Genomic DNA, 25,868 nt, shown 5'->3' on the forward strand with positions numbered 1-25,868 from the left:
TTATCATTTGATTGCCTTATCCTGGCTGCTTTCCGACGGGATTATCGATAAATAGTTGTCGCGGGCGAGTGTGAGGCAATCACTCCGCCGTCAGAGAGGGTTTTATTCAGTGACACCGGTTGTGCACCATCCGGTTCGGCCTCTTCCGGGACAGTTTCCCTGAAGTGTGCATCCACTAAGACCGTATCCGACAGGTCAGCGCCTGTCAGATCAGCGTCCGTCAGATCGGCGCCGGCAAGGTCGGCCCCCCTGAGATCGGCACCCCTCAGGTCAGCGCCGGCAAGGTCAGCACCGCTTAAATCGGCATTGCAAAGGAACGTCTCCCTCAGATGGGCTCTCCTCATGTCAGCTCCGCTGAAATCTGTTTTGCTCAGGAAGGCCCCGTCCAGGTTGATTCTGCTTAGCTTAGCCACTCTCAGTTGAGCCCAGCTCAGGTCGGCTCCCCTCAGATCGAGCCCGCTCAGGTCAGATTCACTCAGATCGGAACCGCAAAATTTAGCCCTGCTCAGAATAGTCCCGCTCAGGTCGGCTCCTCTGAGATCGGTGCCGCCCAGATCGGCTTCACTCAGATTGGCCTCGCTCAGGTCACATCCTTGCATGTCGGCTGTCCAGAGGCTGGCTCTACTGAGATTGGCCCCGCGCAGATTGGCATCGCGCAGGTTCGCCCCTCGCAGGTCGGCTTCGCACAGATTGACCCCGCTCAGGTCAACGCCTCCCAGGTCTATATGCCCTCGGTCCGTTAAGATTACGGCGTTATGGGGAAGACCGGCCCGCCGTCGTATCAGTAAACCGGTGCTGCTGCGGCAATACATTTTTCTCTTTACTTCCGACTGGATAGATTTGTCGTCCTTGCTCACGTCGATAATGACGGGACTCGATTCATAAGGATCGTCGTCCGGCAGGGTGAACGTAACGGTATAGCCGGCGAAATCCACCACCAGCCTTGCCGGAATTTTACAGGAAGCGCCGTCTGGGGACGCAAGGTAAAGTGAGGTGGCCAAGGCTTCAGCGAACGCATCATATGCCTCGGCGCGCTGCCTGCTCAGGTAGCCAAAGGTAAAAAAATTGAGAATATGCTCAAGGATACCTTGAGGTGAGGTGGCTTCGTCTCTTGCCAAACCGGTGCCGATACCGGAAAGGCGTTCCGCCATCGAGCTTGCACGATCAATGGTAAAATTCATTGATGACACTCCCTTGCCAATGCCATTGCGGCTGACTTATTTCAACCTCTGAAATGACAAAATGAAGTTAACACGATGAAGGGGTAGCGCTCTTTCAGAAAACACTCTTTGATAAGTCCGGTTAAGCATTGGTGGAGGCGATAGTGCGAGGAGGGTAATCGCATAATATTATCATAGAGACCTGATGGCTTCGCTCAGCGTCGTCAAACAGCGGCTTCAGCTAATCCGGGACCGGCCGTTTTTTCGATACAACAGCAAGGGTTATGCTGATTTTATCATTGGATTGCCGTGGACCGGTGGCTTTCTGTTAGGATTATGTCTGAAAATAACACTGCGGTTATTTACAGGGTCTTAACATGATTCAGAATACCACTTTTACCGAACAAAAAATAAGCCGTGGGCAATTGACGAGTGGCATCATCCAGAATTGCCATTTTCTTCGCTGCCGCTTTGACCAGGCGGATTTGTCGGAATGTCAGTTTATGCACTGCTCGTTTTACGATGATCAGCAGCGGACCGGCTGCTCCTTTCAGGGAGCCAATATCAAGGAAACCTGTTTTAGCCATTGTGATTTAACCATGGCCGACTTCAGGAATACCGAGGCCCTGGGATGTGAAATGTTGGAATGCAAGGGGCAGGGGGCTGATTTTCGCGGCGCCAGCTTTATGAACAGGCTCACCAGCCGCAGCTTTTTTTGCAGCGCCTCTTTGACGAAAAATAATTTCAGCTATGCCAATTTCCAAAACGTTGTGCTGGAAAAATGCCAACTGACGGGAAATCGCTGGAGCGAAGCAAATATTCTGGGCGCGAATTTCAGCGGTTCCGATATGTCGGAAAGTGAATTCGGCCATATAGAGTGGTCATCGGCGAATTTTACTCACTGCGATTTAACCCATTCCGATCTCGGTGATTTGAATTTGCGCAAGGTGAATCTTGACGGGGTGAAAATCGACAGTTGGCAGCAGACTCAACTATTGGAAAAGCTTGGCATTATTGTGGTTAATGCCTAGTTTTTTTATGGCAATGCGCGCCACCGCGAAGTTTTCTTCGAGACAGGTCCATCGTTTGGCGCCAGATATGGGCACAATATCCCGGCGAACGAAAGGTGAGGGTTGAGTCATAATCTGAGCAACTCCCCCGACGTGGGGGAGTTGAGCTGAACGGGCAAAGCCCGCGCCGGGACGTGACGATCAGTATCTTTCCAGCCAGTGGGCATAAGGCGCCGGCAGGGTCCAGGACGGTCGATCGATACCCAGTTCGCGGGCGGCATAGTAGGCCCAGTGCGGATTGGCCAGATGTGCTTTGCCCACCAGCACCAGATCCAGCTGGCCTTCGGCGACGGCCTTTTCAGCCAGTTCAGGCGTGCCGAACCCCCAGGCGGAAGCTACCGGAATGCCGGTTTCTTCCCGCACCCGCTGCGCGATGGGGCCCATAAACGCCGGTCCCCAGGGAATGTTGGCGTCAGGTGTTGAAAACCCGATGCTGACGCTGAGCAGATCCAGCCCGGTGGCTTTGAATCGGCGGGTTAATTCGATGGACTCGGTGAGGGTTTCCTCGTCGCGGCCGTCGAATTCAATGACGCCGAAACGGGCGGTGAGCGGCAGATTTTCCGGCCAGACTTCACGCACTGCCGCCAGGGTTTCCAGCAGGAAACGGCTGCGGTTTTCCAAGCTGCCGCCGTACTGGTCGTGGCGCTGGTTGGAGTGCGTGGAGAAGAAACTCTGGCCCAGATAGCCATGGGCGAAATGCAGCTCCAGCCATTCAAAACCGGCGTCGCGGGCACGGCGGGCCGCCGCGACGAAATCGTTGCGTACCCGGGCGATATCCTCCAGGGTCATAGCTTTGGGCTGCTTGGGTAAATTGGCGCCGAAGGCTATCGCGGACGGCGCGATGGTCTGCCAGCCGCGTGGATCGCTGTCGGCGATATGATCGTCTCCTTCCCAGGGACGATTGAGCTGGCTTTACGCCCGCGTGTCCTATCTGGATGCCGGGTACCGCTCCCGCCGCTTTGATGGCTTTTACCACCGGGACAAAGGCCTGCGCCAGCTTGTCGTTCCAGATGCCGGCGCATCCGGGGTGATACGGCCTTCCGGCGCAACGGCGGTGGCTTCCACCACAACCAGTCCGGCGCCGCCGCGGGCCAGGGCGGCCAGATGTACCTGATGCCAATCGTTGATCAGGCCGTCATCGGCGGAGTACATGCACATCGGCGGGACGGCGATGCGGTTGCGAAGTGTGACATCCTTAAGCTTGAAGGGTTGAAAAAGTGCTGACATAAAGACTTCCTTTTTAAAAGTGGGATCGCATTTACTGATAATTCTATATTTCGATATTAATCGAATAATGGATTTCAGGCAACCTTTTAGGTATAGTTAGCCCATGAGACCTTTCAAACATCCTACCGCCGATGAATTCGTCCTCGAGCGCGTGCTATACGCCCTGAGCGATCCGTTGCGTCTGGACATCGTGCGGCGCCTGGCCCTCCAGGGGGAGGCCAGCTGCGGCGAACTGGACGGCGGCCGTCCTAAATCCAGCGTTTCCCACCATTTCCGCGTCTTGCGCGATGCCGGGCTGGTCCATACTCAAAACGTCGGCACCACCCATATGAATCAGCTGCGCCGTGAAGATATGCAGACCCGCTTCCCCGGCTTGCTGGACGTGATATTGTCGCAGCGGGTTTAACTTCATTGCGCTTTCCTCGCCGGGATGATAAAAACTTTTCATTGTTAGCGATGTAGCGGCCGGACAGATGACCAAAAACCGAATCCTGCGTGGCGCCCTCGCGGGCGGGAAACTCCTTACCGCCATGGCGGCTCATAATCCCCTGGCGGCGAAGCTGGCGGAAGAAGCGGGCTTCGACGCCGTTTGGGGCAGCGGTTTCGAACTGTCCGCCAGCTATGCGGTGCCCGATGCCAATATTCTTTCCATGGGGACCCATCTGGAGATGATGCGCGCCATCGCATCGGTAACAGCCATTCCGTTGATAGCCGATATCGATACCGGTTTCGGCAATGCGGTAAACGTCAGCTATGTGGTTCCGCAGTATGAGGCCGCCGGCGCCTCGGCTGTCGTCATTGAAGACAAAACCTTTCCCAAGGATACCAGCCTGCGCGCCGAGGGCCGCCAGGAGCTGGTGCGCGTTGACGAGTTCCAGGGCAAGGTGGCCGCGGCGGTGAGCGCCCGGCATGACCGGGATTTTATGGTTATCGCCCGGGTGGAAGCCCTGATAGCCGGCCTGGGCCAGGCGGAAGCGCAAAAACGCGGCCTGGCCTACCAGGAGGCGGGGGCCGATGCGGTATTGATTCACTCAAAGCAAACCACGCCGGATGAAATCCTCTCTTTTATCGCCGCCTGGCAGGGGAGCATTCCCTTGGTGCTGGTACCCACCGCCTATCCGCAGCTCACCGAAGCCGACATTGCCGCCCTGGGCAAGGTGGGTATCGTGATTTACGGTAATCACGCCATCCGCGCGGCGGTGGGCGCCATGCGCAGCGTTTTTTCGCAAATCCGCCGGGACGGCGGTATCCGTGAAGTGGATAAAACGCTGCCCGCAGTGAAAGAGATTATTGAATTGCAGGATGATGCCCGCATGCGCCGTCTCGAAGGAAAGTTTTTACGCTGACAGCGGCAATCAGGCCCTGTTTTAGCTAAGGGCCACATTATAACGATCCATGCACGCCGGGCCGCCGCGACAGCGCCATGCCATCAAGACAGCATGGCTAAAGCGTCATTAACGCCAAGCCTTTTGATGGCTCTCACGGTTTAGCCGGTCAATTTTCGGTATGATAAAAATAGGTATTATTCAGTGAAAAGAGAACGATCGTGGAAATACAACTTTTGCATGAATTTGTATTATTGTCGAAAACACTGAATTTTAGCAAAGCCGCGCAGAAAATGAATATCACTCAGCCGGTATTAAGCAGGCATATGAAATATTTGGAGGAATATTTTGAAGTCAGTTTCTTTAAACGCGACACGCATAAGGTTGAACTGACCAGCGCCGGGAAATTATTTTCTGAGGAAGCGAGCAAAATATTATTCCAATATGAAACATCGGTATCAGCGATCCAATCGTTTACCGGTAAAAGCCGACGCCGGCTCTCAATTACTTTTCTGGGAGAAGCCATCCAGAAAGTCTTGATAACTTTCCTGACGCAATTTCGCGCCAAACATAGCGATATCGCTATAGAATGCCGCGACAGCGAGCTGGATGAAGCCCTTGATTTACTGGATAACCACACCAGCGATATGGGATTTCTAATCCGGCCCAGTTTTATGGTCAATGAATCGAAATTTTGCACGCTGCCTTTTCAAACCGATCCGCTGTGTGCGGTGGTCAATAAATGTCATCCCTTGGCGGGGCGCGGCAGCGTTTCCCTGCGTGAGGTGGGTGAATGGCCGATAATGCGGGTTGATCCCCGTGAATTTACCCTGTCCGATGAATACAGCACCCGATTTTTAACCATCCATAACATTAATTTCACCCTGGACAGGGAATACCCCAATCTGAAGACCTGCTGTTTCAACCTGGAATTCACCGATCGTGCGGTGCTCCTGATGCCCAGGCACCGGGGATATCTGGCGGGCCAGAACTGCGTCATGCTGGACATTGCCGAAGAGGACTGCTGGTTCAATCTGGAACTGGTCTGGGATAATAAAAATACCAACCCCACGGTGGCCATATTTTTGAAAGAGTTTAAGAATTTTTTAAAGCAATAAATTGAGATATTGCTCCCTCATCCTCCGTAGATTTATATAAATGAAATTATCAATTGCAGTCAAACTCTAATTAAAGTTTATATTATATATATATTTTAATTACTCAGCCGCATATATATGTAATTGCCATTATCAATTAAAACTCCACGGTTATACCTTAGACTACATTAAGCCGAATTTTTACAGGGCGGTTTAATTATATTAGAAGGCCCGTGGTCCCCTTGTGAATAATATTTGAATAATTTTTATCTTATTTTTTGTGAGTGATGTCACATATTTTCATTGAAAATTTCCGTTTTCATCAAACGCCGAAAAAAATGGTTATGTGGGAAATGCATAACCGAAAATATAAAAAGAATTTCCCCCGTTCAGGGGGCAATGGTACGTTTTTATTGCCAGAAAGCATCAGGGCAAAATGTGACTCACACCACTTAAACCTGGATTGCTTTTAATAAATTCTCGTTAAGCCATAAAGGAGTAAACCATGGCGATTAAAGCCAATTATGAATCCGATGCCGGAAAACGCAAAGAAATGTCCCATAAGGAATTGGGCACTATTCCCCATATGCGTTTTGAGGAATATTCGGAAAAATTAAAACATTGCTTCACCATGAAACGGGAAAACGGAATTCTTGAAGCCCGGCTGCATACCAACGGCGACAGCCTGCAGTGGGGCGCGCCCGCGCACCAGGCTCTTCATTACTTTTTCGACTGGGCCGGCAGGGATCCGGACAACGAGATCATCATCCTCGGCGGGACGGGAAAGGACTTTATGAAGGGTATCGGCCGGCTTGACGATAAGGGCAATTGGGGCCCCGCAACCGAGTTTAACTCCGCGCCGGAAGAAGCCTGGAAGATGTATGAATATCAATATTATGACGGCACAAATGACATCGAAGGCCAGGTGTTCGATGTGGAAGTGCCCACTATCGGCGTATGGAACGGCGCCGCTTTCCACACCGATCTGGTGCTTTTCAGCGATCTTACCCTTTGTACCGAAGATGCGTGGACCACGGATATGCACTTCCGGGTCAACATGGTCCCCGGCGACGGCATCGGCATTGCCTGGCGGGAGCTGATGGGCCGCAAGCGGTATGCCTATGCGGAACTGACCGGCGAGATCATCACCGCCCGCAAGGCCCTTGCCCTTGGTATGGTCAACGAAATCTGCCCCGATACGGAATCCTGCTATGCCAGAGCAAGGGAAATAGCCGAGCTCATCATGCGGACCGGTACCCGTGTCACCCGCCGCATCACCACCCAGCAGCTGCGGAAGGCCTGGAAGGAGGATATCGCCAATGAGCTTCGCAATGCCTTCTCCACCGAAATGTTCGTGACCGCTACCGAGCACAGTCCCCACGAAGTCAATTACTGGCATTGGGCGCACGAAGAAGCCGAACTGGTCAAGGCGGCGGAGAAGAAAGGCAAGGTTATCCGGCCGCGTGTCAACGGCGGCCAGGAAGAAGATGAGATCAAGTAACCGGGCCGTCATCGGCCGGAACGGGGCGTAACGCCCCGGATGCCGGTGCATCCGGGCCGCCTTTTACCGGCAGAAAATTCATACAACTCGTAAACGGGACAGGTTCATGAATATTGGCAACGACGTCATCATTTCCGCCGCATTGACCGGCGCGGTGACACCAAAAGACATCAATGAAAATATCCCGCTGACACCGGAAGAGATCGCCGCCGATGCTTACCGCTGCTGGCAGCGGGGCGCCGCCATCGTTCATCTCCATATGCGCGACGACGGGGGCCTGGGGACGATGGACAGCAATAAATTCGCCGAAACCATCCGTCTGCTGCGCGACCGCCATGACTGCGATGTGATTATCAACTGCACCACGTCCGGCGACCATCGGGCCAGCGATAAGCAGCGTCAGGAACATGTGGCCAACCTGAACGGAATCGAAATGGCTTCCTGGGACGCGGGCTCCTTTAACTGGATGCCCGGCGGCGTATTTATCAATTCCCCGCAGTTTTTAGGTGCGCTGGGGGAGGTGCTCACCGGCCGGGGCATCAAACCGGAAGTGGAAATTTTCGATGCCGGCATGCTGGGCATCGCCGACTATTTTGTCCAGCAGGGCAAGCTGTCCAGGCCGCTGCATTACCAATTCTGCCTGGGGGTGCCGGGGAATGCCCGCCACGGTGGAGAACCTGCTTTATCTCTGCGGGCATATTCCCCCCGACGCCACCTGGTCGGCGTTCGGCGTCGGCAAAGCCCATATGCCCATGCTGTACGCCGCCATAGCATTGGGCGGACATGTCCGCGTGGGTCTGGAAGACAACGTCTATTTCAGCAAGGGCGTAAAAGCGTCCAATACGCAATTGGTTGAACGCGCCGCACAGGCGATCCGACTGTTCGGCAAAGAGGTGGCTACACCGGAACGGGCAAGGAAACTGCTGGGGCTCCGGCCGTTATGAACAAGGCCATCGCCGGACCCCTCCTGAGGGGCTCGCAGGCATGCAAAAGAAGGTTGTTATGAGAGAAGCAGTCATAGTATCCGCAGTCCGTACCCCGGTGGGCAAATGCCGCGGCGCGCTGGCGCCGGTACCGGCGCATATTTTGGGCGCCCTTGCCGTCAAAGAAGCGGTGAAGCGGGCGAACATCGAGCCGGAAAGCATTGATGATGTCATATTTGCCAACCTGATGAATAGCGAAATCAATAACATGGGGCGGATGGTGGCGCTGGAAGCCGGGCTGCCGGTTTCCGTGCCGGGAATTACCCTCGATCGCCAGTGCGCCGCGTCGCTGAACGCGCTGGCCTATGGCGCCATCCAGATCATGGCCGGTTTTGCCGAGGTGATTATCGCCGGCGGGGTGGAAAGCGATTCCCGCCGTACCTGGTCGCTGGAAAAAACCGATAGCGCCTATTCGGTACAACCGCCGCGGTTTGTGGATATCCATACCTCGCCGGACAGCCTGGGCAATCCGCCCATGGGCATCACCGCCGAAAATGTGGCCGCCAAGTATGGTTTGACCCGCCGCCAGCTTGACGAGTTCGCGCTGCGCAGCCACCGGTTGGCCAGCGCCGCCTGGCAGACGGGCCGGTTTGACGAGCAGATCGTACCGGTGCCCGTAACCGATAAAAAAGGCCGGTTAACCACGGTATCCCGCGATGAGCCGCTGCGCTCCGATTGTTCCCTGGAAGCCCTGGCTTCCCTGCGGCCCAGTTTCAGAACGGACGGCGTGGTGACCGCCGGCAACAGCTCTCCCATGAGCGACGGCGCCGGGGCTATGGTGCTGATGGAGCGTTCGCTGGCGGAGAAAAGCGGCCGCCGGATCCTGGGGGTCTTTCGCGGTTATGCGGCGGCGGGAGTGGATCCCAACCTGATGGGGCTGGGGCCGGTTCCCGCTACCGCCAAGCTCTTGAAGCAGACGGGTCTGGCGGTGGGCGATATTGATTTATGGGAGTTGAACGAGGCTTTCGCCGCCCAATCCATTGCTTGTATCCGGGAAATCGGCATGGATCCCGCGCGGGTCAATCCCAACGGCGGCGCCATTGCCTTGGGGCATCCCCTGGCGGGCACCGGGGCGATCCTGACCGCGAAAACCCTGTATGAAATGAAACGCCGCAACCTGAACAACGCCGTAATCACCTTCTGTGTCGGCGGCGGCCAGGGCGTGGCGGTATTGCTGACGAGGAGCTGATCATGCCGGGAAAATTTGCTTTCGCCGATGAAATCACCGGCTTGTTTGAAGACGGCCAGACGCTGATTTGCGGGGGGTTCGCCAATTGCGGAGTGCCCAATCACCTTATCCAATGCGTGATCGACAGCGGCGCCAGGCACTTTACGCTGATTTCCAATGATTCCGGCGACGCCGACCTCACCATCGGCCGTCTGATTCATCATGGTTTGGTGGATAAGCTCATCGCCTCGCATATCGGCCGCAATACCGAAACCGTGGCGCTGGTGGAGACCGGCAAAATCCAGCTGGAGCTGGTGCCCCAGGGCAGCCTGGCGGAGCGCATCCGCTGCGGCGGAGCGGGATTGGGCGGCGTTCTCACCAAAACCGGCCTGGGCACCATGGTGGAGGAGGGGAAACACCGGGTGGTCGTGAACGGTGAAGTGTTTTTGCTGGAAACCCGCGCTGCGGGCGGATATCGCCCTAGTGCGCGCCCGCACCGCCGATCCGTTGGGAAACCTGACCTATCGCGGCACCATGCGTAACTTTAATCCCCTGGTGGCCAAGGCGGCGCAGATGACCCTGGTAGACGCGGACATGCTGGTGGATGTAGATGAGTACGGCGTGGATCGCATCGTTACCCCCGGCGTGTATGTGGACAAGATCCTGACAACCCAAGGAGAAAAAAAATGAATGCCCGTCTGAGGATAGCAAAACGCGCCGCCGGGTATTTTTCCGCCGGCGATGTGGTCAATCTGGGCATCGGCATTCCCAGCCTGTGCGGCGACTATGCCGCCCCCGGCGTGATGTTCCATACCGAAAACGGTCTGGTGGGCATGGGTCCGCTGACGTCGGGACTGCTGGCGGTGGAAGGGTTCTGCAATGCCACCGGCATGCGTTTTGTGCCGGTGCCCGGCGCCTGCGCATTCGACAGCGCGGAATCCTTCGGGCTGGTCCGCTCCGGCAAACTGGCGGCCTCGGTGCTGGGCGCCCTGCAGGTGGCGCAAAACGGCGATCTGGCCAATTGGGCGCAGCCCGGCCGGGTTTTCGGCATGGGCGGGGCGATGGATCTGGTGAACGGCGCCCGGCAGGTGATTATCACCATGGAGCTGTGCGCCAGAGACGGCGCGCGGAAAATCGTCAACGCCTGCAGTTATCCCCTGACGGGCAAACACTGTGTCGACCATATCGTCACGGAACAGTGCGTAATTGACGTGACCGCGGACGGACTGGTGCTGGTGGAGCTGCTGGAAGGCTTGACCCCGAAGGACATCCAGCGCCAGGTGGAACCGAAGCTGATTGTGTCAGATTCCTTAAAAATCATGGAAATATGATGCCAGGAGGATCTCATGGCGAAAGACGCTTTCGGTAAACCAGCGCTGGCTTGCGGCGCGGGGGATAGCGACAAACCTATGCCGAAATGTTGGAAAACCTGCGGACCATCCCGATAAACCCATTACGCATCTCCGGGCGTGGCCCGACTGCGTACAACGAGCTTACCATTATGACTGGTCAAGAAAAATACCTGGCGCTGCCACCAAAGGCCATCGAACGCGGCACCGGTAGAGACGATCATCTTTCCGCCACCAAAAGCAGTTTCGGGCCCCATGGATGGACCATTATTTTTTTTCAGGCCCTGATGTTCTGGCTTGCCGCCGGTGCCGTAACCCACGGTCTGAACGTGATCCTGCCCGCCTTGTCCAAAACCTTTCAGCTGGATTACAACGCGCTGCTGGCGCTGGCGACCCCCGCCTCCTGGGCTTCAATCCTGGCGGGTCCCCTGTGCGCCAGATTGTGTGAAAAGAAGGGTCCCAAATTCAATATCGTTTTTTGCCTTGTCGCCTGCGGGCTGTGTTTTGGCCTGCTGGGTTACTGGGGGACGCTAACCGGATTCACCGTACTGTTTGCCGGGGTCTGCTTTTTCGGTACCGGCTTCGCCTATATGGGCGGCACCGCCCTTATCGCCAATTGGTTTATCCGTAAACAGGGCCTGGCGCTGGGCTGGTGCACCATGGGACAGACCTTTTCCAGCGCCTTCTTCGTGCCGGTGCTGGCCGGTTTCTTCTCGTGGTTCGGCGTTCACAATGGATTTTGGGGCGTGTCGCTGCTGATGTTCGCCACCGCGCTGTTGGTGGCGCTATTCGCCGCCAACAAACCGGAAGATATCGGCTGTGCGCCGGACAATGCGCCCATTACCGCCGAGGAACTGGCCGAACGGGTCCGCGAGCATAAAGACTATATCTGTCCGGTTACCACCGGCCAATTGCTGCGCATGAAGGATGTCTGGTTTATGGGCATCGCCACCGGCGGTATCTATATCATGCTGGTGGGGGTGGTGAGCCAGATAGTGCCCCGGTTGATGGGCATGGGCTTTGCACTGAGCACAGCCATCTTCTATATGACCCTCTCTGCGCTGTTCGGTACCTTGGGCGCCTATGGCTGGGGCTGGCTGAACCAAAAGGTGGGGATCAAAGCGGCCATCATGATTTACACCCTGTGGTGGATGGTGTCGGTGGTTATTAACATCTTCCAGTACAACGCGCTGACCTTGTGGATTTCCCTGCTGATGATCGGCTTTAGCCTGGCGGGCGCCACTAATTTAAGCACCGCGCTGATAGCCACTAAATTTCCGCGCAGAACCTATATCCGGGCTATCGGCATTATCGCGCCGATCCAGTCCATTGTGCGCTGCTTCGCTTTTTCCATTCTGGCGGTGGGGTTGACCTATTTGGGGGGATATGCCGGAGCCTATTTCCTGCTGGTGGCGGTAGGCGCCGTGACGCTGATTTTGATTTGGCAAACCGATGTGACGCCCGTGGAAACTCTGTCGTTTACCAGTCAGGTTTCCCGGGAGCAATGAAATGCTATTCATCAAGAGGTCGCTATGATGGAAATTGTTATTGCCAGCGCCGTACGTACCGCAATCGGCAGCTTTGGCGGCGGTCTGGCTTCGCTGGCGGCTCCCCGGCTAGGGGCGCTGGTGGCGCGGGAGAGTATCAGGCGTGCCGGTATCGAGCCCGGTATTATCGACGAGGTTTTCCTCGGCAATGTCCTGCAGGCGGGGTTAGGGCAAAACCCGGCCCGCCAGGCTATGTTGCATGCCGGCATCGATGAAAAGACCCCGGCGACCACGCTGAACGTTGTCTGCGGATCCGGCTTGAAAAGCGTGATCCTGGCGTCGCAGGTTATCGCTGCGGGCGATGCGCAGATTGTTCTGGCGGGGGGGATGGAAAATATGTCGGCGGCGCCCTATCTGCTGGATAAAGCCCGCTGGGGATACCGGATGGGGGAAGGGACGGTTACCGACAGCATGGTGCATGACGGACTATTTTGCAGTATTAATCAATACCATATGGGAATCACTGCCGAAAATGTCGCCGCCCGTTATTGCATCAGCCGGCTTGAACAGGACAGCATTGCCTTGCGCTCGCAGCAGCGGGCGGTGGCGGCCATTGGCAACGGCGCGTTTCGCCATGAAATCCTGCCGGTCATCCTGCACGGCAAAAAAGGCGACATCATTTTCGATACGGATGAACATCCCCGCGGGGATGTCAGCGCCGAGGGCCTGGCCGGACTGCGTCCGGCCTTTACGCCGGGTGGCAGCGTCACGGCGGGTAATGCTTCCGGCATCAATGACGGCGCGGCCGCGCTGGTGGTCATGAGCGAAGCCCGGGCTCGATCGCTGGATATCCGGCCCTTGGCGCGGATCCGGGGCTATGCCACCTGCGGCGTCGATCCGGCTTTTATGGGCATCGGGCCGGTGCCGGCGGTACGCGCGGCGCTGAAGAAGGCCGGCCTGGGCATGGGTGATATTGATCTGATCGAGGCCAATGAAGCCTTTGCCGCGCAGTTCGCCGCGGTGGGCCATGAGCTGGGGCTGGACGAGGAGAAGACCAACGTCAATGGCGGCGCCATTGCCCTGGGCCATCCTATCGGCGCGTCCGGCGCCAGGATCCTGGTAACGCTGCTCTATGCCCTGGCGGCCCGGGACAAAACCTTCGGCCTGGCGACCCTGTGTGTCGGCGGGGATTAGGCGTGGCGGTGGTGGTGGAACGCCTTTGACTGCAGACTTGCCGTTAAAGGGAAAGGTTTTGGCTTTTAAAAATAATGATAGAGGGAATATTGCCAGGCAAATGGGCAGGCTTTAATTCATAAATGCATTATTAATTCAAAAATACAGGGTTATTATTTTGCGGGCCAGTGTTATATCCGGATCTTGACGAGTCTTTTATATCCGGGATAGATGCCCGACCTAGCATAATAGGCGCGGTGAAGTTGGAAATGGCGTGAAATAGAACTAATTGCAATTATTTTACCTTATGTAGCCGATAAAATCGGATGCGGATTAATATTGGCACCAACTTTGCTCAATATCGTAGGTAAATAAAACATATATAAGCGGATCGATATTCTATGAAAAACGATTATGTGAAAAAAGATTACCGGCTTTTGTTGCGCTCATTCTGGGCTGCTCCGAGGTTTTTGCCAATGCGGCCGTTACCGCCGGCGATTATACGGCGTCGGCCAAAGGCCTGGAAAGCGATGTCAAGGTCACGGTTTCCATTGATCAAGCGGGAACGATTAAAAATGTCGTCGCCGATGCGTCCGGAGAAACGCCTGAATTGGGGGGCGTAGCCGGACCCCAGGTCGCCAAGGCCATGTTTGATCAACAAAGCCGGGACGAAGACGGCATGACGGGCCCCACCGAACCCAGCGATGCCGTGAAGCAACCCGCCAAGGCCGCCTTGCAAAAGGCCGGCGGGGATATCGGAAAATATCCCAGCGTATCGGATAAAACCGCCGCTCCGGTCGCCGATGAAGAGAAAACGGTGGATGTCGTGGTGATGGGGGGCGGGACTTCCGGCACTGCCGCCGCGCTGGCCGCGGAGGAAAAAGGCGCCAAGGTGTTGGTGGTGGAAAAATCAGCGGTAGTGGGCGGCAGCGGCAATATGGCCAGCGGCTTTTTTGCCGTGGAATCTTCGCTGCAAAAATCCGAAGGCATGAAGTATACCGCCTCGGAGCTGACGCACAGGCTATTGGAATACAACCACTATCTATCCGATGGTCCCCTCACCGAAGCCATTGTGAATAAATCCGGTTCAACGGCCGATTGGATGGCAAAGCACGGCGTCAAGTTTGATATCAAGTCGGCGGCTAAGGATACCAATCAGGAGCAGCAGGCCCATCGGGATGATCCCATTAAGTCGGATATATATCATCACTATCTCGATACCAACGCCGCATATAAAAGTCTGTACGACAGTTTCCTGAAGGCCGGCGGGGAATTGCTGAAGAATACCGCCGCGACGTCGCTGATTCAGGAAAAGGACGGCCAGGTTACCGGCCTCATTGCCAAGAAAGCGGACGGCGGCAAGTTAATCGTTCATGCCAAAGCGGTTATTATTGCCAGCGGTGGATTCGGCGGTAATGAAAAAATGGTGCGGGAAGTCATGAATACGCCGAATATTCACGTATTGGCCTGGCCGAATCAGGGTGAAGGCACCAGGATGGCCTGGGCGGCGGGCGGAGCGCAATGGAACCTGCATTCCGCATTAATTCATGCCTGCAAATTGGTGGGTATTACCTCATCCGCTACGGCGGATAAAGGAAATGCCGAAAACGACAGTCCGCTTATCTGGCTCTTGAAATCACCGCTATTATGGGTGGACGCCAATGGTCAGCGCTTTGGCGATGAAGGCCTGGTCTACGATACGGCCTATTGGGCCAACGTGTCGTATTCGGTGGGCGGTAAATATTACATAGTCCTCGATAGCCAGACGCTGAATGCCTATACCAAGAAATCATTCCCCTTCGCTTTATCCGGCGCGGGACCGGCCAATCCACCCAAGGGCGGGGATTTTGTGGCGCTGGCGGATGCCGCGGTTGACGGCGGTAAAAGTAAAAATATCTTCAAAGGCCAGACTATCGAAGAATTGGCGAAAAATATTGGAGTGGCAGCCCGGCTATTGGGAAAAACCGTTTCACATTATAATGATTTGATCAAAGCCAAAGCAGACCCGGATTTTGGCAAAAAGCCCGAATATCTGGTTTATTCGGTGAAATCCGGTCCCTTTTATGCGTTCGAAACCCAGGTGGTAAGTTTAAGCAGTATCGGCGGGGTGAGGGTGAACGCCAAATTACAGGTCACCGATATCAACGCCAAACCCATTCCGGGATTATATGCGGTGGGAAATGTTGCCGCAGGTTTTTATAGTGGTCCGGGCTATCCCCTATGAAGGCTTAGCCAACGGCTTTGCCCTGAACTCTGGTCGTATTGCCGGAGAAAACGCGGCTAAAGCCGTCGCTATGGCGCATTAATAATTAGCCGGGGTGCTCATGGGTGCGCTTAGCGCAATAGGGAAAAAAACGGGGAATGGCTGATTTCCCCCGGCCCCGGCCAGTTATTAAATATAACGTTGTTTTATTGATAAATTTATTATTGAAATTGGCAGCAATATCGTTTGCCGCAGGAGTGCGGTGAAAAGATGTCGTATTGCTCCCGCGTTATTTCTATTAAAGGGGTTGGTATGGGCGTTTCGCGTCGCGGGTTTATTATGGGAATAGGCGGGGCCGCATTGGCGGCCAACCCTATTAACCGTATTCTGGCGGAGGTCATTAATCCGCAAACTCTCGTCATTGGTAATATCCGCTACGGCATGGTGCATGATGAAACAAAATGCATCTGCTGTCGTGCCTGTATTCTGCCTTGCCACAGAGAGAACAAGGTTCCGGCGGAGGTCACGCGGCTGGATAGCCTGGATAACGGAACATACCGGGAGCTGAACAAGAACTCGCGGCAGTTTGTGCGTAAATCCTGCCAGCATTGCGATAACCCGCCGTGCGTGGCGGTCTGTCCCACCGGCGCGTCCTACAAGGATCCCAAAACGGGCATTGTGGATGTCCACCACGATCGCTGTGTCGGGTGCCGGTACTGCCTGGCCGCCTGTCCCTATCATGTGCGTTTTATCCATCCGCTATCGAAAACGGCGGATAAATGCAATTTCTGCCGGGATACCAATCTGGCCGCCGGCAAGCCGCCCGCCTGCGTGGCGATTTGCCCGGTGAAAGCGTTGACCTTCGGTAATCTGGACGATCCCGACAGTGATATCGCCAAACTTATCGCCAGCAAAACCGTATACCGAAACAAGCTGTATTTAGGCACTTCCCCCAAGCTTTATCATATTGCCGGTAAATTCGGAGAGATACGAGGATGAACACTGCCTTTCATTTCGATACCCTGGTCTGGGATTGGCCGATAGCGGTTTACCTGTTATTGATAGGTATTTCATCCGGCATGGTGATAATAGCCGTTTTGCTTAAAAGATATATCCTCGTGGTGAATGCCGCCGACGATGGCGTTATCAAAGCGACGACCATTATCGCGCCGTTGACGGTCATTTTGGGGCTGGTGATCCTTATTTTCCATTTGGCGCGCTCATGGACCTTTTGGTATTTGATGGTGTTTTATAATCCCCATTCGATTATGTCTCTGGGGGTGATGCTGTTTCAGATTTATATGGCGGTGTTGATATTGTGGATAATCGCCATTTATCAGGCAAAGATCAGCGATATCATCAATCTAGCCTGGGTAAGCCGCCTGGTGCGCCTCATCGCCAAAGGGGAACGCGGGCTGGATATCATTATGATCTTTTTGGCCGTCCTGTTAGGCGTCTATACCGGCTTTCTCCTGTTGGCCTTAAAATCCTACCCGTTACTGAACAATCCGGTATTGCCTTTGCTTTTTCTGGCCTCCGGCCTGACGTCGGCCGTTGCCATGGCGATTTTGTGCGGCCTGATGTTTTATAAACAATCGGTCCATTCACCGTCACTGGCCTTTATTCATAAACTGGAACTGCCGCTTATCATTATGGAGTTCGGTCTGCTGGCGGTTTTTTTTATTGGCCTGATCTTTGGCGGCGGGCAGAAGGAAGTGGCGGCCACCACCGCGTTAAGGGGATTTTGGGGCGCCGTTTTTTGGCTGGGTGTTATGGGGCTGGGTATCTTATTACCCATCGCCCTAAAATTGTTGTGCAGCGAACGTACCAAATTCAATAAGGCCTACCTGGTGACGATGTCCGCTATCGGACTTTGCAGCGTGTTCATACTCCGCATGTTTATATTGTATGCGGGACAGATGGTAATGGCATAGATGAATAACTCAACCTGGCTTCTGAGCATTGCATCATTAACGTTTTTCATGCAATCACTGGATACCACCATGCTATATCTGGCTATCCCTTCCATAGCGGAGGCATTACACCAGTCCTCTCTGGGCATGGGGATAGTGGTTGTTTCTTATATGCTGACGGTGATGATATTGACGCCGGTGTGCGGATGGCTGGCGGATACCTATGGCTATCGGCGAATCTATCTATTATCGTTGGGCCTGTTTACTTTGGGGTCTTTTGTGCGCCTCGGCTAATACGTTAACCGGTCTTATTCTAGCGCGCTTTTACAGGGCCTCGGGGGCGTTAATGCTGCCGGTGATGCGGGTTGTCATTTTGAAAACAACCTTGCCGGCGGAAAAGCTATCCGCCTTGAATAAAATCACTTTATTGGGACTGGGGCACGCTGCTGGGGCCGCCGTTAAGCGGGTTCCTGATCACCGCCTTCTCCTGGCGAATGATTTTCCTGATCAATATACCCTTCTGCCTGATTTGTTTTATCCTGGCAAAAAAATATATGCCGGAACAGATAAGGTCACAAGGGCGGGGAAGCTTCGATACGATAGGATTTATGCTGGTGGTGCCGGCATTATTATTTATCTTGCTGGGTTTATTGGGTATCGGTAAACAATATTTTACCAGCATATGGGTAATAACATTTTTTTTGCTGGCAATGGTGTTGTTATACAGTTATAAAAATCACCAGGACAAAACACTTGAGCCTTTATTTACGCTTTCGTTGTTTAGGCACAGAACCTTTGCCGTGGGCATCGCCAGTAATATTTGCGTACGGATTTTTTTAGCGTCGATACCCTTGGTGCTGTCGCTGATGCTGCAACTGGAATTTAAATATTCACCGGCGGGGGTCAGTATCATTATGCTGTCACTGGCGGCAGGATCGCTGAGCGCCAGGTTCCTGTTGCGACCGGCATTGGCGTGGTGCGGCTATCGGTGTTTATTGCTTATTGCGACGACGGCCAGCGCGACATTGATTTACGCCTTGACCCTTTCGCCTTTGAACGGTTCGCTGGATAGTATTGTTGTATTGATATTTGTGCTAGGATTTTTACCTCTGTGCTGTATGCCACCATGAATACTTTGACGTTCAGTGAGTTGACGGATGAAACCTATAATGACGGCAATAGCCTGCTTATATTGAGTCAATTACTTTCAATCATAATAAGCGTTACGTTAACATTCGCGTTGCTTCGTTATGTTAACTACGCAGATAATGCAAGGGGGTTAGAAAATTACCATGTGTCATTTTTATTAATGAGCCTGGGACTGTTTTTATGTTGCTTCATTTTTTTACGATTGGATAAAAATGATGGCGATATTTTTATTCAAAGGACGCAGAAATAAAAAATGCGGCAATACAATTAATAATCCAGCCTGCCGTTAACACCGGCTGGGCATGATGACCTAATGATTTTAGCAAGACGTACCTTATAAATGATAACCAGAGTCGGATAAAAACGCGCTGATAACTCGGCCGTTTCCGTCCTATTACCTCAATGGGATAGAACAATGAAAATAACACATCATAATATATTTACCAGAATGCTATGTTCCGGCGCGATCCTGTGCGGCATGGTGCTGACGAGCAGCGCAGCGCTTGCCGCCGGCGACGCGGAATCTTCTGAGCGCCCGTTGTCCGACGCGGGGGCATGGCTGTCGGAGCACGGCGTCACCCCGCATATCATGGCGTCCCAGCTTTGGTTGGGCAACCCCAGCGCGGGGACCTCTACCAATGAGCAGCAATCATATACGATGTTTTTCGCCGGCGCGGATTTCGATCTGGATCGTATGGGGCTGATTCCCGGCGGCACCGTCCACTTCATGCAGCTGTGGGTGCCCTTTAGCAGTAATACCTTATATGGCAATAGCGCCGGCGGCATGCTGGCCGGCGATCCGCCGCCCTATATACCCAAGGTGGCGCACCTGCTGCGTTTTGGCTATGAACAGAAACTGTTCAACGACCGGCTGTCCATTGAGGTCGGCAAGAGCAACCCCGGCCAGTTTGTCGGCTTCACCAACTGTAATATACAGTCGTCCTGCGTCAATACCGTACTTAATAAAACGGCGGGTTTTGCACCCGCGCCTTATGCCGGCTGGGGGGCACATGCCAGCTACCACTTTACGCCGGAGCTGGAGTCTAACATTGGCGTCTGGCGCACTTATCAGGCGTTTCCGTTCACCAACGGCTGGGAACGATGGGACGACGACTACGATTCCGGTAGTACCCTGTGGGTCGCCAACGTAGCGCGGCGCGTTAGCTGGCAGCAGGAACCCTATCCCTTCAACTGGGAGGCGCTGGCGTTTCACAACAATCTGCAATACAACGACGCCTACTCCACGGTAAACGGCACCTCAAAGGTATACGACAGCAGCGCCGCGGTGCTCACCCACAAAAACGTCTCCGGCTTCTATCTCACGGCAAAAAAAGCCTTATGGCGGCGTGACGGCGGAGCCGATCTCCGCAATCCCGCGCCCAGCGCCGTTAGCCTGCACGGCAGTTGGTCGCAAACCTTGCAATCGGATGCCTACACGGGGATAGCCACGTTGGCCGACGCCGGGCTTATCTGGTCGGGACCCTGGCAGAGCCGCCCCTTTGACAGTTATGGTTTGACGTTCCGCTGGGGCAGGCTGACGGACGGAGAACACCGCTACTTGCAGGATATGTTCGATTCCCAGGGCGGAACGGGCTGGTCGGTGCCGCGCAACGAGCAGCAGTTGAGCATCGATGCGTCCTTTATGGTGACGCCGGAGGTCAATTTGACGATGACCGGCTCTCGTGTCTGGAACAACACCAACTTCCAGTATCCCTATACCAACGTCAAATCGGAGGATGGCTACACATTCTGGCTTCAGGTCAACGTGATGCTGGATAAACTGCTGGGTTTGTGACCGGGGCGGACAGCGATATTGCCGGTGCGGCCTGGCGCCGGCAATGCATGTTTACCGCTATCATCCCTGATAGCAGACCGGCTCCGTATCATGGCTGGATCGTCTGCGCCCGATGCCCAGGGATTGCAGTTTCCTGACGATTGTGGGTTGGGAAACCCCCAGGGCGGCGGCAATAAGATAGGTGGTTTTATATTTTTCCACTGCCAACATCAGCACGGTCCTTTCGACGGACGACATGATGTCCGCCAGGGATTTGTTATCCTGCATTTGTTTTGCACAAAATCGAATAGCTCATCGTCGATACTATCGGTGCACGATAGGTGATTGTTTTATTTAACAGCGGCGAGATCATCTCTTCCGTGATAAAGTTTTCCTCGGAACAAATGTACAAATACTCAATGATATTTTCCAATTCTCGGATATTTCCAGGCCAAGGGTAATCAACCAATGTTTTCAATGTTTGTGGTGTGAATCTGATGATTCTGTTATAAACGGCATCAAATTTATGCAGAAAGTATTCAATCAATATCGGAATGTCAGACGCTCTTTCCCTTAAGGGAGGAAGGTGGATGGGAATAAGGCTAAGTCGGTAAAAGAGATCCGCACGAAATTGCTTTTCAGCAATTTTTTTATCCAGATCTGAATTAGTCGCGGCAATGATCCGTATGTTTAAGCCGATAGGCTTCGTGCCGCCCAAACGAACGATCTCTTTTTGCTGCAAGACGCGCAATAGTTTCGCCTGGGCCTCAAAAGGCAAATCGCCAATCTCATCAAGGAATATTGTTCCTCCGTTCGCCTGCTCGAAAAAGCCGGCTCTGCTTGACGTGGCGCCGGTGAACGCCCCTTTTTCATAACCAAACAGTTCTCCTTCTATAAGGGCGGTCGGTATCGCCGAACAATTGAGTTTGATAAAGGGTCTACCCGCTCGTGAGCTCAATCTTTGGATATTTTCGGCAACCACTTCTTTACCTGTGCCGGATTCCCCACGAATTAAAATAGTCGCGTCTGTTCTTGCGACTCTTAACATGATCCGCTTCAGCTCTTCCATGGGCTTGCTGATACCGATTAAATTGTCAAAGGGCGCGGGGGCAGGTAAACGCTTTTTTCCCAGCAAATCATGATAAGAATCGAAGGAGTAAATTGGATAATTAAATTTGGCGTGTAATTTTTGAAAAAAGGATTCTGCATAGAGAATGGAAACCACGTGCTCAATCTTGTTTTCTTCATCGAGCACCGGCATGCCGGACACAAAAGCCATTTTTTCGGGCAAAAGATGATGGACAAAAAAAGCCATTGCCTCTTTTTTTTGTTTCAACACTTCTGTGGTAATCGCATGTTTGAAATATTTTCCTTCTTTAATGATATCATCGATAGTTCGGCCTAGGATAGCATCAGCGTCTATGATGGGATTTTCACGTAGGTAAGCCTGGTTGATATATTCCGTGACGCCGCTTGAGTCAGTGATGTAGATGGGGCACTCCAGGGTGTCGACGATTTTTTTGAAATCAATGGCGGTCTCGTTGGCCGATTGAATAAAATTTCCGCTGGACATGGTGACCCTCATGAAAAACTGTGATTGAGAAAGAATCCTGTCTTAAGTCAAAGGACCTGAAGCCGGCATGGATGTCCTGGAGCTTTGACGCTGATACAGTATTGTATTAATAAAATACAATAATTAATGTTAGGTGAGGTTATAAATAAAATAGATTGCGGGTTATGTGAAATAAATCACATATCTCCGCCAGTCAGACCGGCCATCAATATTTTTGATATTAAGTAATATGATTGTAATAAGAATAATAAAATGATGTTGAATATGGAGCGCTTTGTGTCATTAAGCAACTCATTCACGCAAGAAAAAGAGATGATCAGAAACGAATGAACGATGCTTCATGTCATTAAATTTCCGGGATAACCAGATAGCGGGGTTTAGCCGTTACCTCACCACCAGTCCGATGACCAGCGCAATGCCGATGCCCACCAGAGGCGAGGCGCGGCACGATAACACTATCGCGCCCATGATAACCATCGCCACGCCCAGCAGATCCGTGGCGGCATGTGCAGCAAGGGCCGCGCTGGAGGGAATGAGCAGCGCGATGACCGACAGGCTCAGGGAATGCATGACCGCGCGAAAGCGTGGCAGATGTAACAGTCGGCTGCGGAGGTTTTCAAGTATGATAACCAGAAAGGGGGGAATAACCAGCGCCAGCGTGGCCGCGCCGGCACCTTTGATACCGCCGATGAAGTAACCCGCCACTACCAGGTAGAGACCGTTGGGACCGGGTGAAATATTGCCGATGGCGAGGGCATGCAGCAGCAGGTTGTCGGCCGGCAGCCCGGCGCTTTGGATCTGGCCGCGCAGGATGGGCAGGGAGCTAAGACCGCCGAAGCCAACAAGATTTGCCGCCAGTACTACCAGAAAAATCCGCTCCAGGCTCATGGTTCAGGTCGTTCCCCTGAAGACTCCTCCGGGGGGTGTTTTTCCAGTTTATTGAACAGGCCGGGCAACAGCAACGCAAGTACGATGGCTATTCCCATGACCATAAGCGGATTGGCCACCAGAAACGCCAGGCCGGTGTAGGCCATCACGATGACCGTGGTGAGCACAACACGGCGTCCGGCAAAAGAGTCCCGCAGCAGTTGCAGCGTCATCGCGATGGCGAAGCCGGCCGATGCGGCAACGATGGCGTGCAGGGGTGTGATGGTGGAGGGCAGGCCGTTGATGAGTTGATAAAGTTTCGACAGGGCGAGGGTTATGGCGAGTGCGGGCGTCAGCAGTCCCGCCAGTCCGGCGAACATGCCGGGGACACCGGCCACCGCGCGGCCGACAAGCAGGGTTTGCGCCAGGATACTGATACCGGGCGTCAGGCGCGACAGCACCACGATATCGAGAAACTGTTGTTCGTTCATCCAGCCGTGGCGGATGCAGGCTTGGCGCATGGCGGCGATGGTAGCGCTTCCGCCGCCAAACGCGGTCGAGCCTATTTTTGCAAAGACGACCAACACTGCCAAGGCACCTGACAAGGGGTGGCGATGCTGGGTCCGTCGTCTTTGCATTGCCCCCTCTCTTATCCAGGTGACTATTGTCGGCGATGTTTAAACCTAGAATTTCCAGCTACGATCGATGGTGGCGATGTCGATTTCAACGCCGTCCGGATCCAGGAATTTGAAGAAACGCGGCGGCACTTGCTCTTTATCTTCACCGTACCACTGGATGCCGTATTCCTTTAATGCTTCCATGACGCCGACGATGTTATCGGTTTCGACACCGATGTGATTTGGGCCTAAAGTACCTTGAGCCCATGGAGCGAATTCCACGCGTTCATCCGGACACAGCAGCGAATAGTTAACTTCACCGTCGCTCATGTCGATAGCTCTACCCGGATAATGACCTGGAGTACGTGCTGGACCCAGTCGTTTGAAGCCGAGCACTTTTTCATAAAAAGTGGCGGCTTTTTCCAGATCTTTGGTTACTACACCTATATGGCGAATACGCATCCCATCTCTCCTCTATACTGACAATGTCTTCTATAAGGAAACTATGTCCTCCGTAAGGACAAACTGGATATTGCAACGTACTTTGCATGAAGTCAAGACTGAGATGTTCTTGTTGTGGACAAAAGATCACAAAATTGACAATATTGTCTGGCATACAGAATATAACAAAGGGGTGATATGTGCGCGACGGTCCAAATTCCAGCGGTGGCAGCGAGCCTAGCTACCCCATCTCTTCGGTAGATAATGCGCTTCGCCTGTTGCTGCTGTTCCGCGAGCAACAGAGTATGCGCCTAACCGAGGCCTGCAACTATCTTGGGGTGGCCCATTCCACCGCTCATCGTTTGCTGGCGATGCTGATTCATCGGGGGTTCGTCCGGCAGGACGATACCAGGGCGTACCGGCCGGGGCCGATGCTGGTTGAGATCGGGCTGGCGGTGGTGCAAAAAATGGATGTCAGGATGCATGCGCGTCCGTTTCTGGAAAAACTGGCGGCCAAATTTGGAGAAACTGTCCATCTGGTGACACTCGAGGGGGACAAGGTGCGTTATATCGACGCGGTGGAGAGCGATCGGACGCTGCGGGTGATAGCCCGCACAGGCCAGATCCTCTATGCCCACTGCACCTCGGCGGGCAAAGCGATGCTGGGGGAACTGACGCCGGAACAGGTTCGCACTTTGTACGCTAATAAGAAACTGCTGCCGCAAACCTCCAGCTCCATCAAGTCCATGGATGCCCTGGAAAGCGCGTTGGACGATGTGCGCAGCCTGGGTTACGCCACCAATTATGAAGAAAGCGAAGAGGGAGTGGGTTCGGTGGCCATCGCCCTGGTGAACGCGGCCAATCGGCCTGTGGCCTCCATGGCGGTAGCGGTGCCCGTGACCAGGCTGGTGCCTGAGATGCAGGCCAATATTGTCAAGGCTTTGAAGGAGGTACGGCAGCAGTTCCGCGACCTGCCGGTTTGATTTATTTTATATGAATCAGCATAAGGCGGGATTATCGCCCTGTGCCCGGGACGGCATGACTGGATGACATATCGGTGATGCCGTTTTTTTTTGTAACATTTTTGACACCTTCCGGCCCGATTTTGGTCCTTCCGGCAACGGAAAAGATTCCTCCATCACATTGTGGAAAGTTAACCTGCAACTATTCTTGACGCCCGCTTCAATTTCTCTTATATCTCGGCAATGATGTCTATAGAAAAGAAATAATGTCTGTTATACGGAGGTATGGAATGCGTCGTGCTGATGTTGCGTTCGGAAGCGTGGTTGCAATAGTGGCGGCTGCCGTATTGATAATGGCCTGGCAAATGCCTTTTTATTTGAACAATGTCCCTGGTCCGGGTTTTCTGCCCAGAATCATCGCCTTTGTCTTGTTGATACTGGGATTGATTCTTGTGGCGCAAAGCCTGCGTCCCTCAATACCGGAAGTCCGTGCGATAGGGGTGGTAAATCCTATCGAAACCAAAACCCACGGCAAACCGGACCCTAAAGAAATCGCGCCGCATTTTTTCCCCAAAAAGACGGTGGCTGTATTTATCGGATATGTGGTCGCAGTTCCGCTCTTCGCTTCAATCGGGTTCGTCCTGACGGGGGTATTGCTGATGGCGTATCTGCTGCTCTATGTGGAAAAACGGCGCAGTGTCGCATCGTATATCGCTCTGGTCGCCGTACCCATAGCAATTTACCTCCTATTCGTCCAGGTCCTCAGCATTGAGCTGCCAACCGGCCTGCTCAATACCGGAATTCTTGGCATCTGACGCGATAATAAGAG

22 protein-coding genes and 4 pseudogenes are annotated in these 25,868 nt (G+C 53.7%); 19 read left to right on the top strand and 7 right to left on the bottom strand.

All coding sequences use genetic code 11. The annotated features are described in order from the left end of the window. Positions 1–41 precede the first annotated feature (41 nt). On the bottom strand, positions 42–1,181 hold the full coding sequence (locus tag GTU79_RS10330) for a pentapeptide repeat-containing protein (RefSeq protein ID WP_203521990.1): 1,140 nt from the start codon (positions 1,179–1,181) through the stop codon (positions 42–44). 356 nt (positions 1,182–1,537) lie between these two features. On the opposite strand from GTU79_RS10330, the gene GTU79_RS10335 reads away from it, so the two are divergent. Continuing rightward, entirely contained in the window at positions 1,538–2,191 is a 654-nt protein-coding gene (locus GTU79_RS10335; RefSeq protein WP_203521989.1) for a Qnr family pentapeptide repeat protein, read from the top strand. A 180-nt stretch (positions 2,192–2,371) separates the two neighbouring features. Here GTU79_RS10335 and GTU79_RS10340 read toward each other — a convergent pair. Further along, positions 2,372–3,457, bottom strand: a pseudogene (locus GTU79_RS10340) (NADH:flavin oxidoreductase/NADH oxidase). Positions 3,458–3,560: 103 nt separating this feature from the next. Here GTU79_RS10340 and GTU79_RS10345 point away from each other — a divergent pair. From GTU79_RS10345 to GTU79_RS10425, 16 genes and pseudogenes are all read left to right on the top strand, one after another. Next, the gene (locus GTU79_RS10345) at positions 3,561–3,863 is read left to right on the top strand and encodes an ArsR/SmtB family transcription factor (RefSeq protein ID WP_132922293.1); all 303 of its coding nucleotides are present in this window, start codon (positions 3,561–3,563) and stop codon (positions 3,861–3,863) included. A gap of 67 nt (positions 3,864–3,930) precedes the next feature. Beyond that, on the top strand, positions 3,931–4,803 hold the full coding sequence (locus GTU79_RS10350; protein ID WP_203521988.1) for a phosphonopyruvate hydrolase: 873 nt from the start codon (positions 3,931–3,933) through the stop codon (positions 4,801–4,803). Positions 4,804–5,003: 200 nt separating this feature from the next. Then, the gene (locus GTU79_RS10355) at positions 5,004–5,900 is read left to right on the top strand and encodes a LysR family transcriptional regulator (protein ID WP_203521987.1); all 897 of its coding nucleotides are present in this window, start codon (positions 5,004–5,006) and stop codon (positions 5,898–5,900) included. A gap of 484 nt (positions 5,901–6,384) precedes the next feature. Next, on the top strand, positions 6,385–7,380 hold the full coding sequence (locus GTU79_RS10360) for an enoyl-CoA hydratase/isomerase family protein (RefSeq protein ID WP_132922290.1): 996 nt from the start codon (positions 6,385–6,387) through the stop codon (positions 7,378–7,380). Between the two features lie 106 nt (positions 7,381–7,486). Next, positions 7,487–8,324 (top strand): annotated as a pseudogene (locus GTU79_RS10365) (beta-keto acid cleavage family enzyme). Positions 8,325–8,382: 58 nt separating this feature from the next. Beyond that, positions 8,383–9,552 (top strand): thiolase family protein, encoded by a 1,170-nt coding sequence (locus GTU79_RS10370; RefSeq protein ID WP_203521985.1) that lies wholly within the window; start codon positions 8,383–8,385, stop codon positions 9,550–9,552. Positions 9,553–9,554: 2 nt separating this feature from the next. Continuing rightward, positions 9,555–10,221, top strand: a pseudogene (locus GTU79_RS10375) (CoA transferase subunit A). After that, entirely contained in the window at positions 10,218–10,862 is a 645-nt protein-coding gene (locus tag GTU79_RS10380) for a CoA-transferase (protein ID WP_132922286.1), read from the top strand. Before GTU79_RS10375 ends, GTU79_RS10380 begins: the two are co-directional and overlap by 4 nt. A gap of 170 nt (positions 10,863–11,032) precedes the next feature. Beyond that, positions 11,033–12,388 (top strand): MFS transporter, encoded by a 1,356-nt coding sequence (locus tag GTU79_RS10385; RefSeq protein WP_132922285.1) that lies wholly within the window; start codon positions 11,033–11,035, stop codon positions 12,386–12,388. A gap of 24 nt (positions 12,389–12,412) precedes the next feature. Continuing rightward, a pseudogene (locus GTU79_RS10390) lies at positions 12,413–13,590 on the top strand (acetyl-CoA C-acetyltransferase). A 518-nt stretch (positions 13,591–14,108) separates the two neighbouring features. After that, positions 14,109–15,764, top strand: a complete 1,656-nt coding sequence (locus GTU79_RS10395) for an FAD-dependent oxidoreductase (RefSeq protein WP_253073642.1) — start codon at positions 14,109–14,111, stop codon at positions 15,762–15,764. 291 nt (positions 15,765–16,055) lie between these two features. Then, a complete protein-coding gene (locus GTU79_RS10400; RefSeq protein WP_214513890.1) occupies positions 16,056–16,742 on the top strand; it encodes a 4Fe-4S dicluster domain-containing protein in 687 nt (228 codons plus the stop codon). Continuing rightward, positions 16,739–17,677: a cytochrome c nitrite reductase subunit NrfD gene (nrfD, locus tag GTU79_RS10405; protein ID WP_203521980.1), complete on the top strand. Its 939-nt coding sequence runs from the start codon at positions 16,739–16,741 to the stop codon at positions 17,675–17,677. The genes GTU79_RS10400 and nrfD overlap by 4 nt, the downstream gene beginning before the upstream one ends. Continuing rightward, positions 17,678–17,950 carry an MFS transporter gene (locus GTU79_RS10410; RefSeq protein WP_214513891.1) on the top strand — a complete coding sequence of 91 codons (273 nt, stop codon included), beginning with the start codon at positions 17,678–17,680 and terminating at the stop codon, positions 17,948–17,950. A gap of 200 nt (positions 17,951–18,150) precedes the next feature. Next, the gene (locus GTU79_RS10420; protein ID WP_338091471.1) at positions 18,151–18,786 is read left to right on the top strand and encodes an MFS transporter; all 636 of its coding nucleotides are present in this window, start codon (positions 18,151–18,153) and stop codon (positions 18,784–18,786) included. Between the two features lie 434 nt (positions 18,787–19,220). Next, complete coding sequence (locus GTU79_RS10425) at positions 19,221–20,600, top strand: carbohydrate porin (protein WP_253073530.1); 1,380 nt, start codon at positions 19,221–19,223, stop codon at positions 20,598–20,600. Between the two features lie 60 nt (positions 20,601–20,660). Here the strand turns inward: GTU79_RS10425 and GTU79_RS10430 are convergent, their stop codons facing one another. The 5 genes from GTU79_RS10430 to GTU79_RS10450 form a co-directional block, all read right to left on the bottom strand. After that, positions 20,661–20,867 (bottom strand): hypothetical protein, encoded by a 207-nt coding sequence (locus GTU79_RS10430; RefSeq protein WP_214513894.1) that lies wholly within the window; start codon positions 20,865–20,867, stop codon positions 20,661–20,663. Next, a complete protein-coding gene (locus GTU79_RS10435; RefSeq protein ID WP_214513895.1) occupies positions 20,857–22,152 on the bottom strand; it encodes a sigma-54 interaction domain-containing protein in 1,296 nt (431 codons plus the stop codon). Before GTU79_RS10435 ends, GTU79_RS10430 begins: the two co-directional genes overlap by 11 nt. A 384-nt stretch (positions 22,153–22,536) precedes the next feature. After that, positions 22,537–23,040, bottom strand: a complete 504-nt coding sequence (locus GTU79_RS10440) for a chromate transporter (protein ID WP_203521977.1) — start codon at positions 23,038–23,040, stop codon at positions 22,537–22,539. After that, positions 23,037–23,606: a chromate transporter gene (locus GTU79_RS10445; RefSeq protein ID WP_203521976.1), complete on the bottom strand. Its 570-nt coding sequence runs from the start codon at positions 23,604–23,606 to the stop codon at positions 23,037–23,039. Before GTU79_RS10445 ends, GTU79_RS10440 begins: the two co-directional genes overlap by 4 nt. A 96-nt stretch (positions 23,607–23,702) precedes the next feature. Next, positions 23,703–24,098, bottom strand: a complete 396-nt coding sequence (locus tag GTU79_RS10450) for a VOC family protein (RefSeq protein ID WP_132922276.1) — start codon at positions 24,096–24,098, stop codon at positions 23,703–23,705. A gap of 179 nt (positions 24,099–24,277) precedes the next feature. Between GTU79_RS10450 and GTU79_RS10455 the strand changes: the two genes are divergently transcribed. After that, positions 24,278–25,060 carry an IclR family transcriptional regulator gene (locus GTU79_RS10455; RefSeq protein ID WP_203521975.1) on the top strand — a complete coding sequence of 261 codons (783 nt, stop codon included), beginning with the start codon at positions 24,278–24,280 and terminating at the stop codon, positions 25,058–25,060. A 269-nt stretch (positions 25,061–25,329) separates the two neighbouring features. Beyond that, positions 25,330–25,854: a tripartite tricarboxylate transporter TctB family protein gene (locus tag GTU79_RS10460; RefSeq protein ID WP_165934136.1), complete on the top strand. Its 525-nt coding sequence runs from the start codon at positions 25,330–25,332 to the stop codon at positions 25,852–25,854. The last annotated feature ends 14 nt before the right edge of the window (positions 25,855–25,868 follow it).

This window comes from Sodalis ligni (assembly GCF_016865525.2).
Taxonomy (GTDB): Bacteria; Pseudomonadota; Gammaproteobacteria; order Enterobacterales; family Enterobacteriaceae; genus Acerihabitans; species Acerihabitans ligni.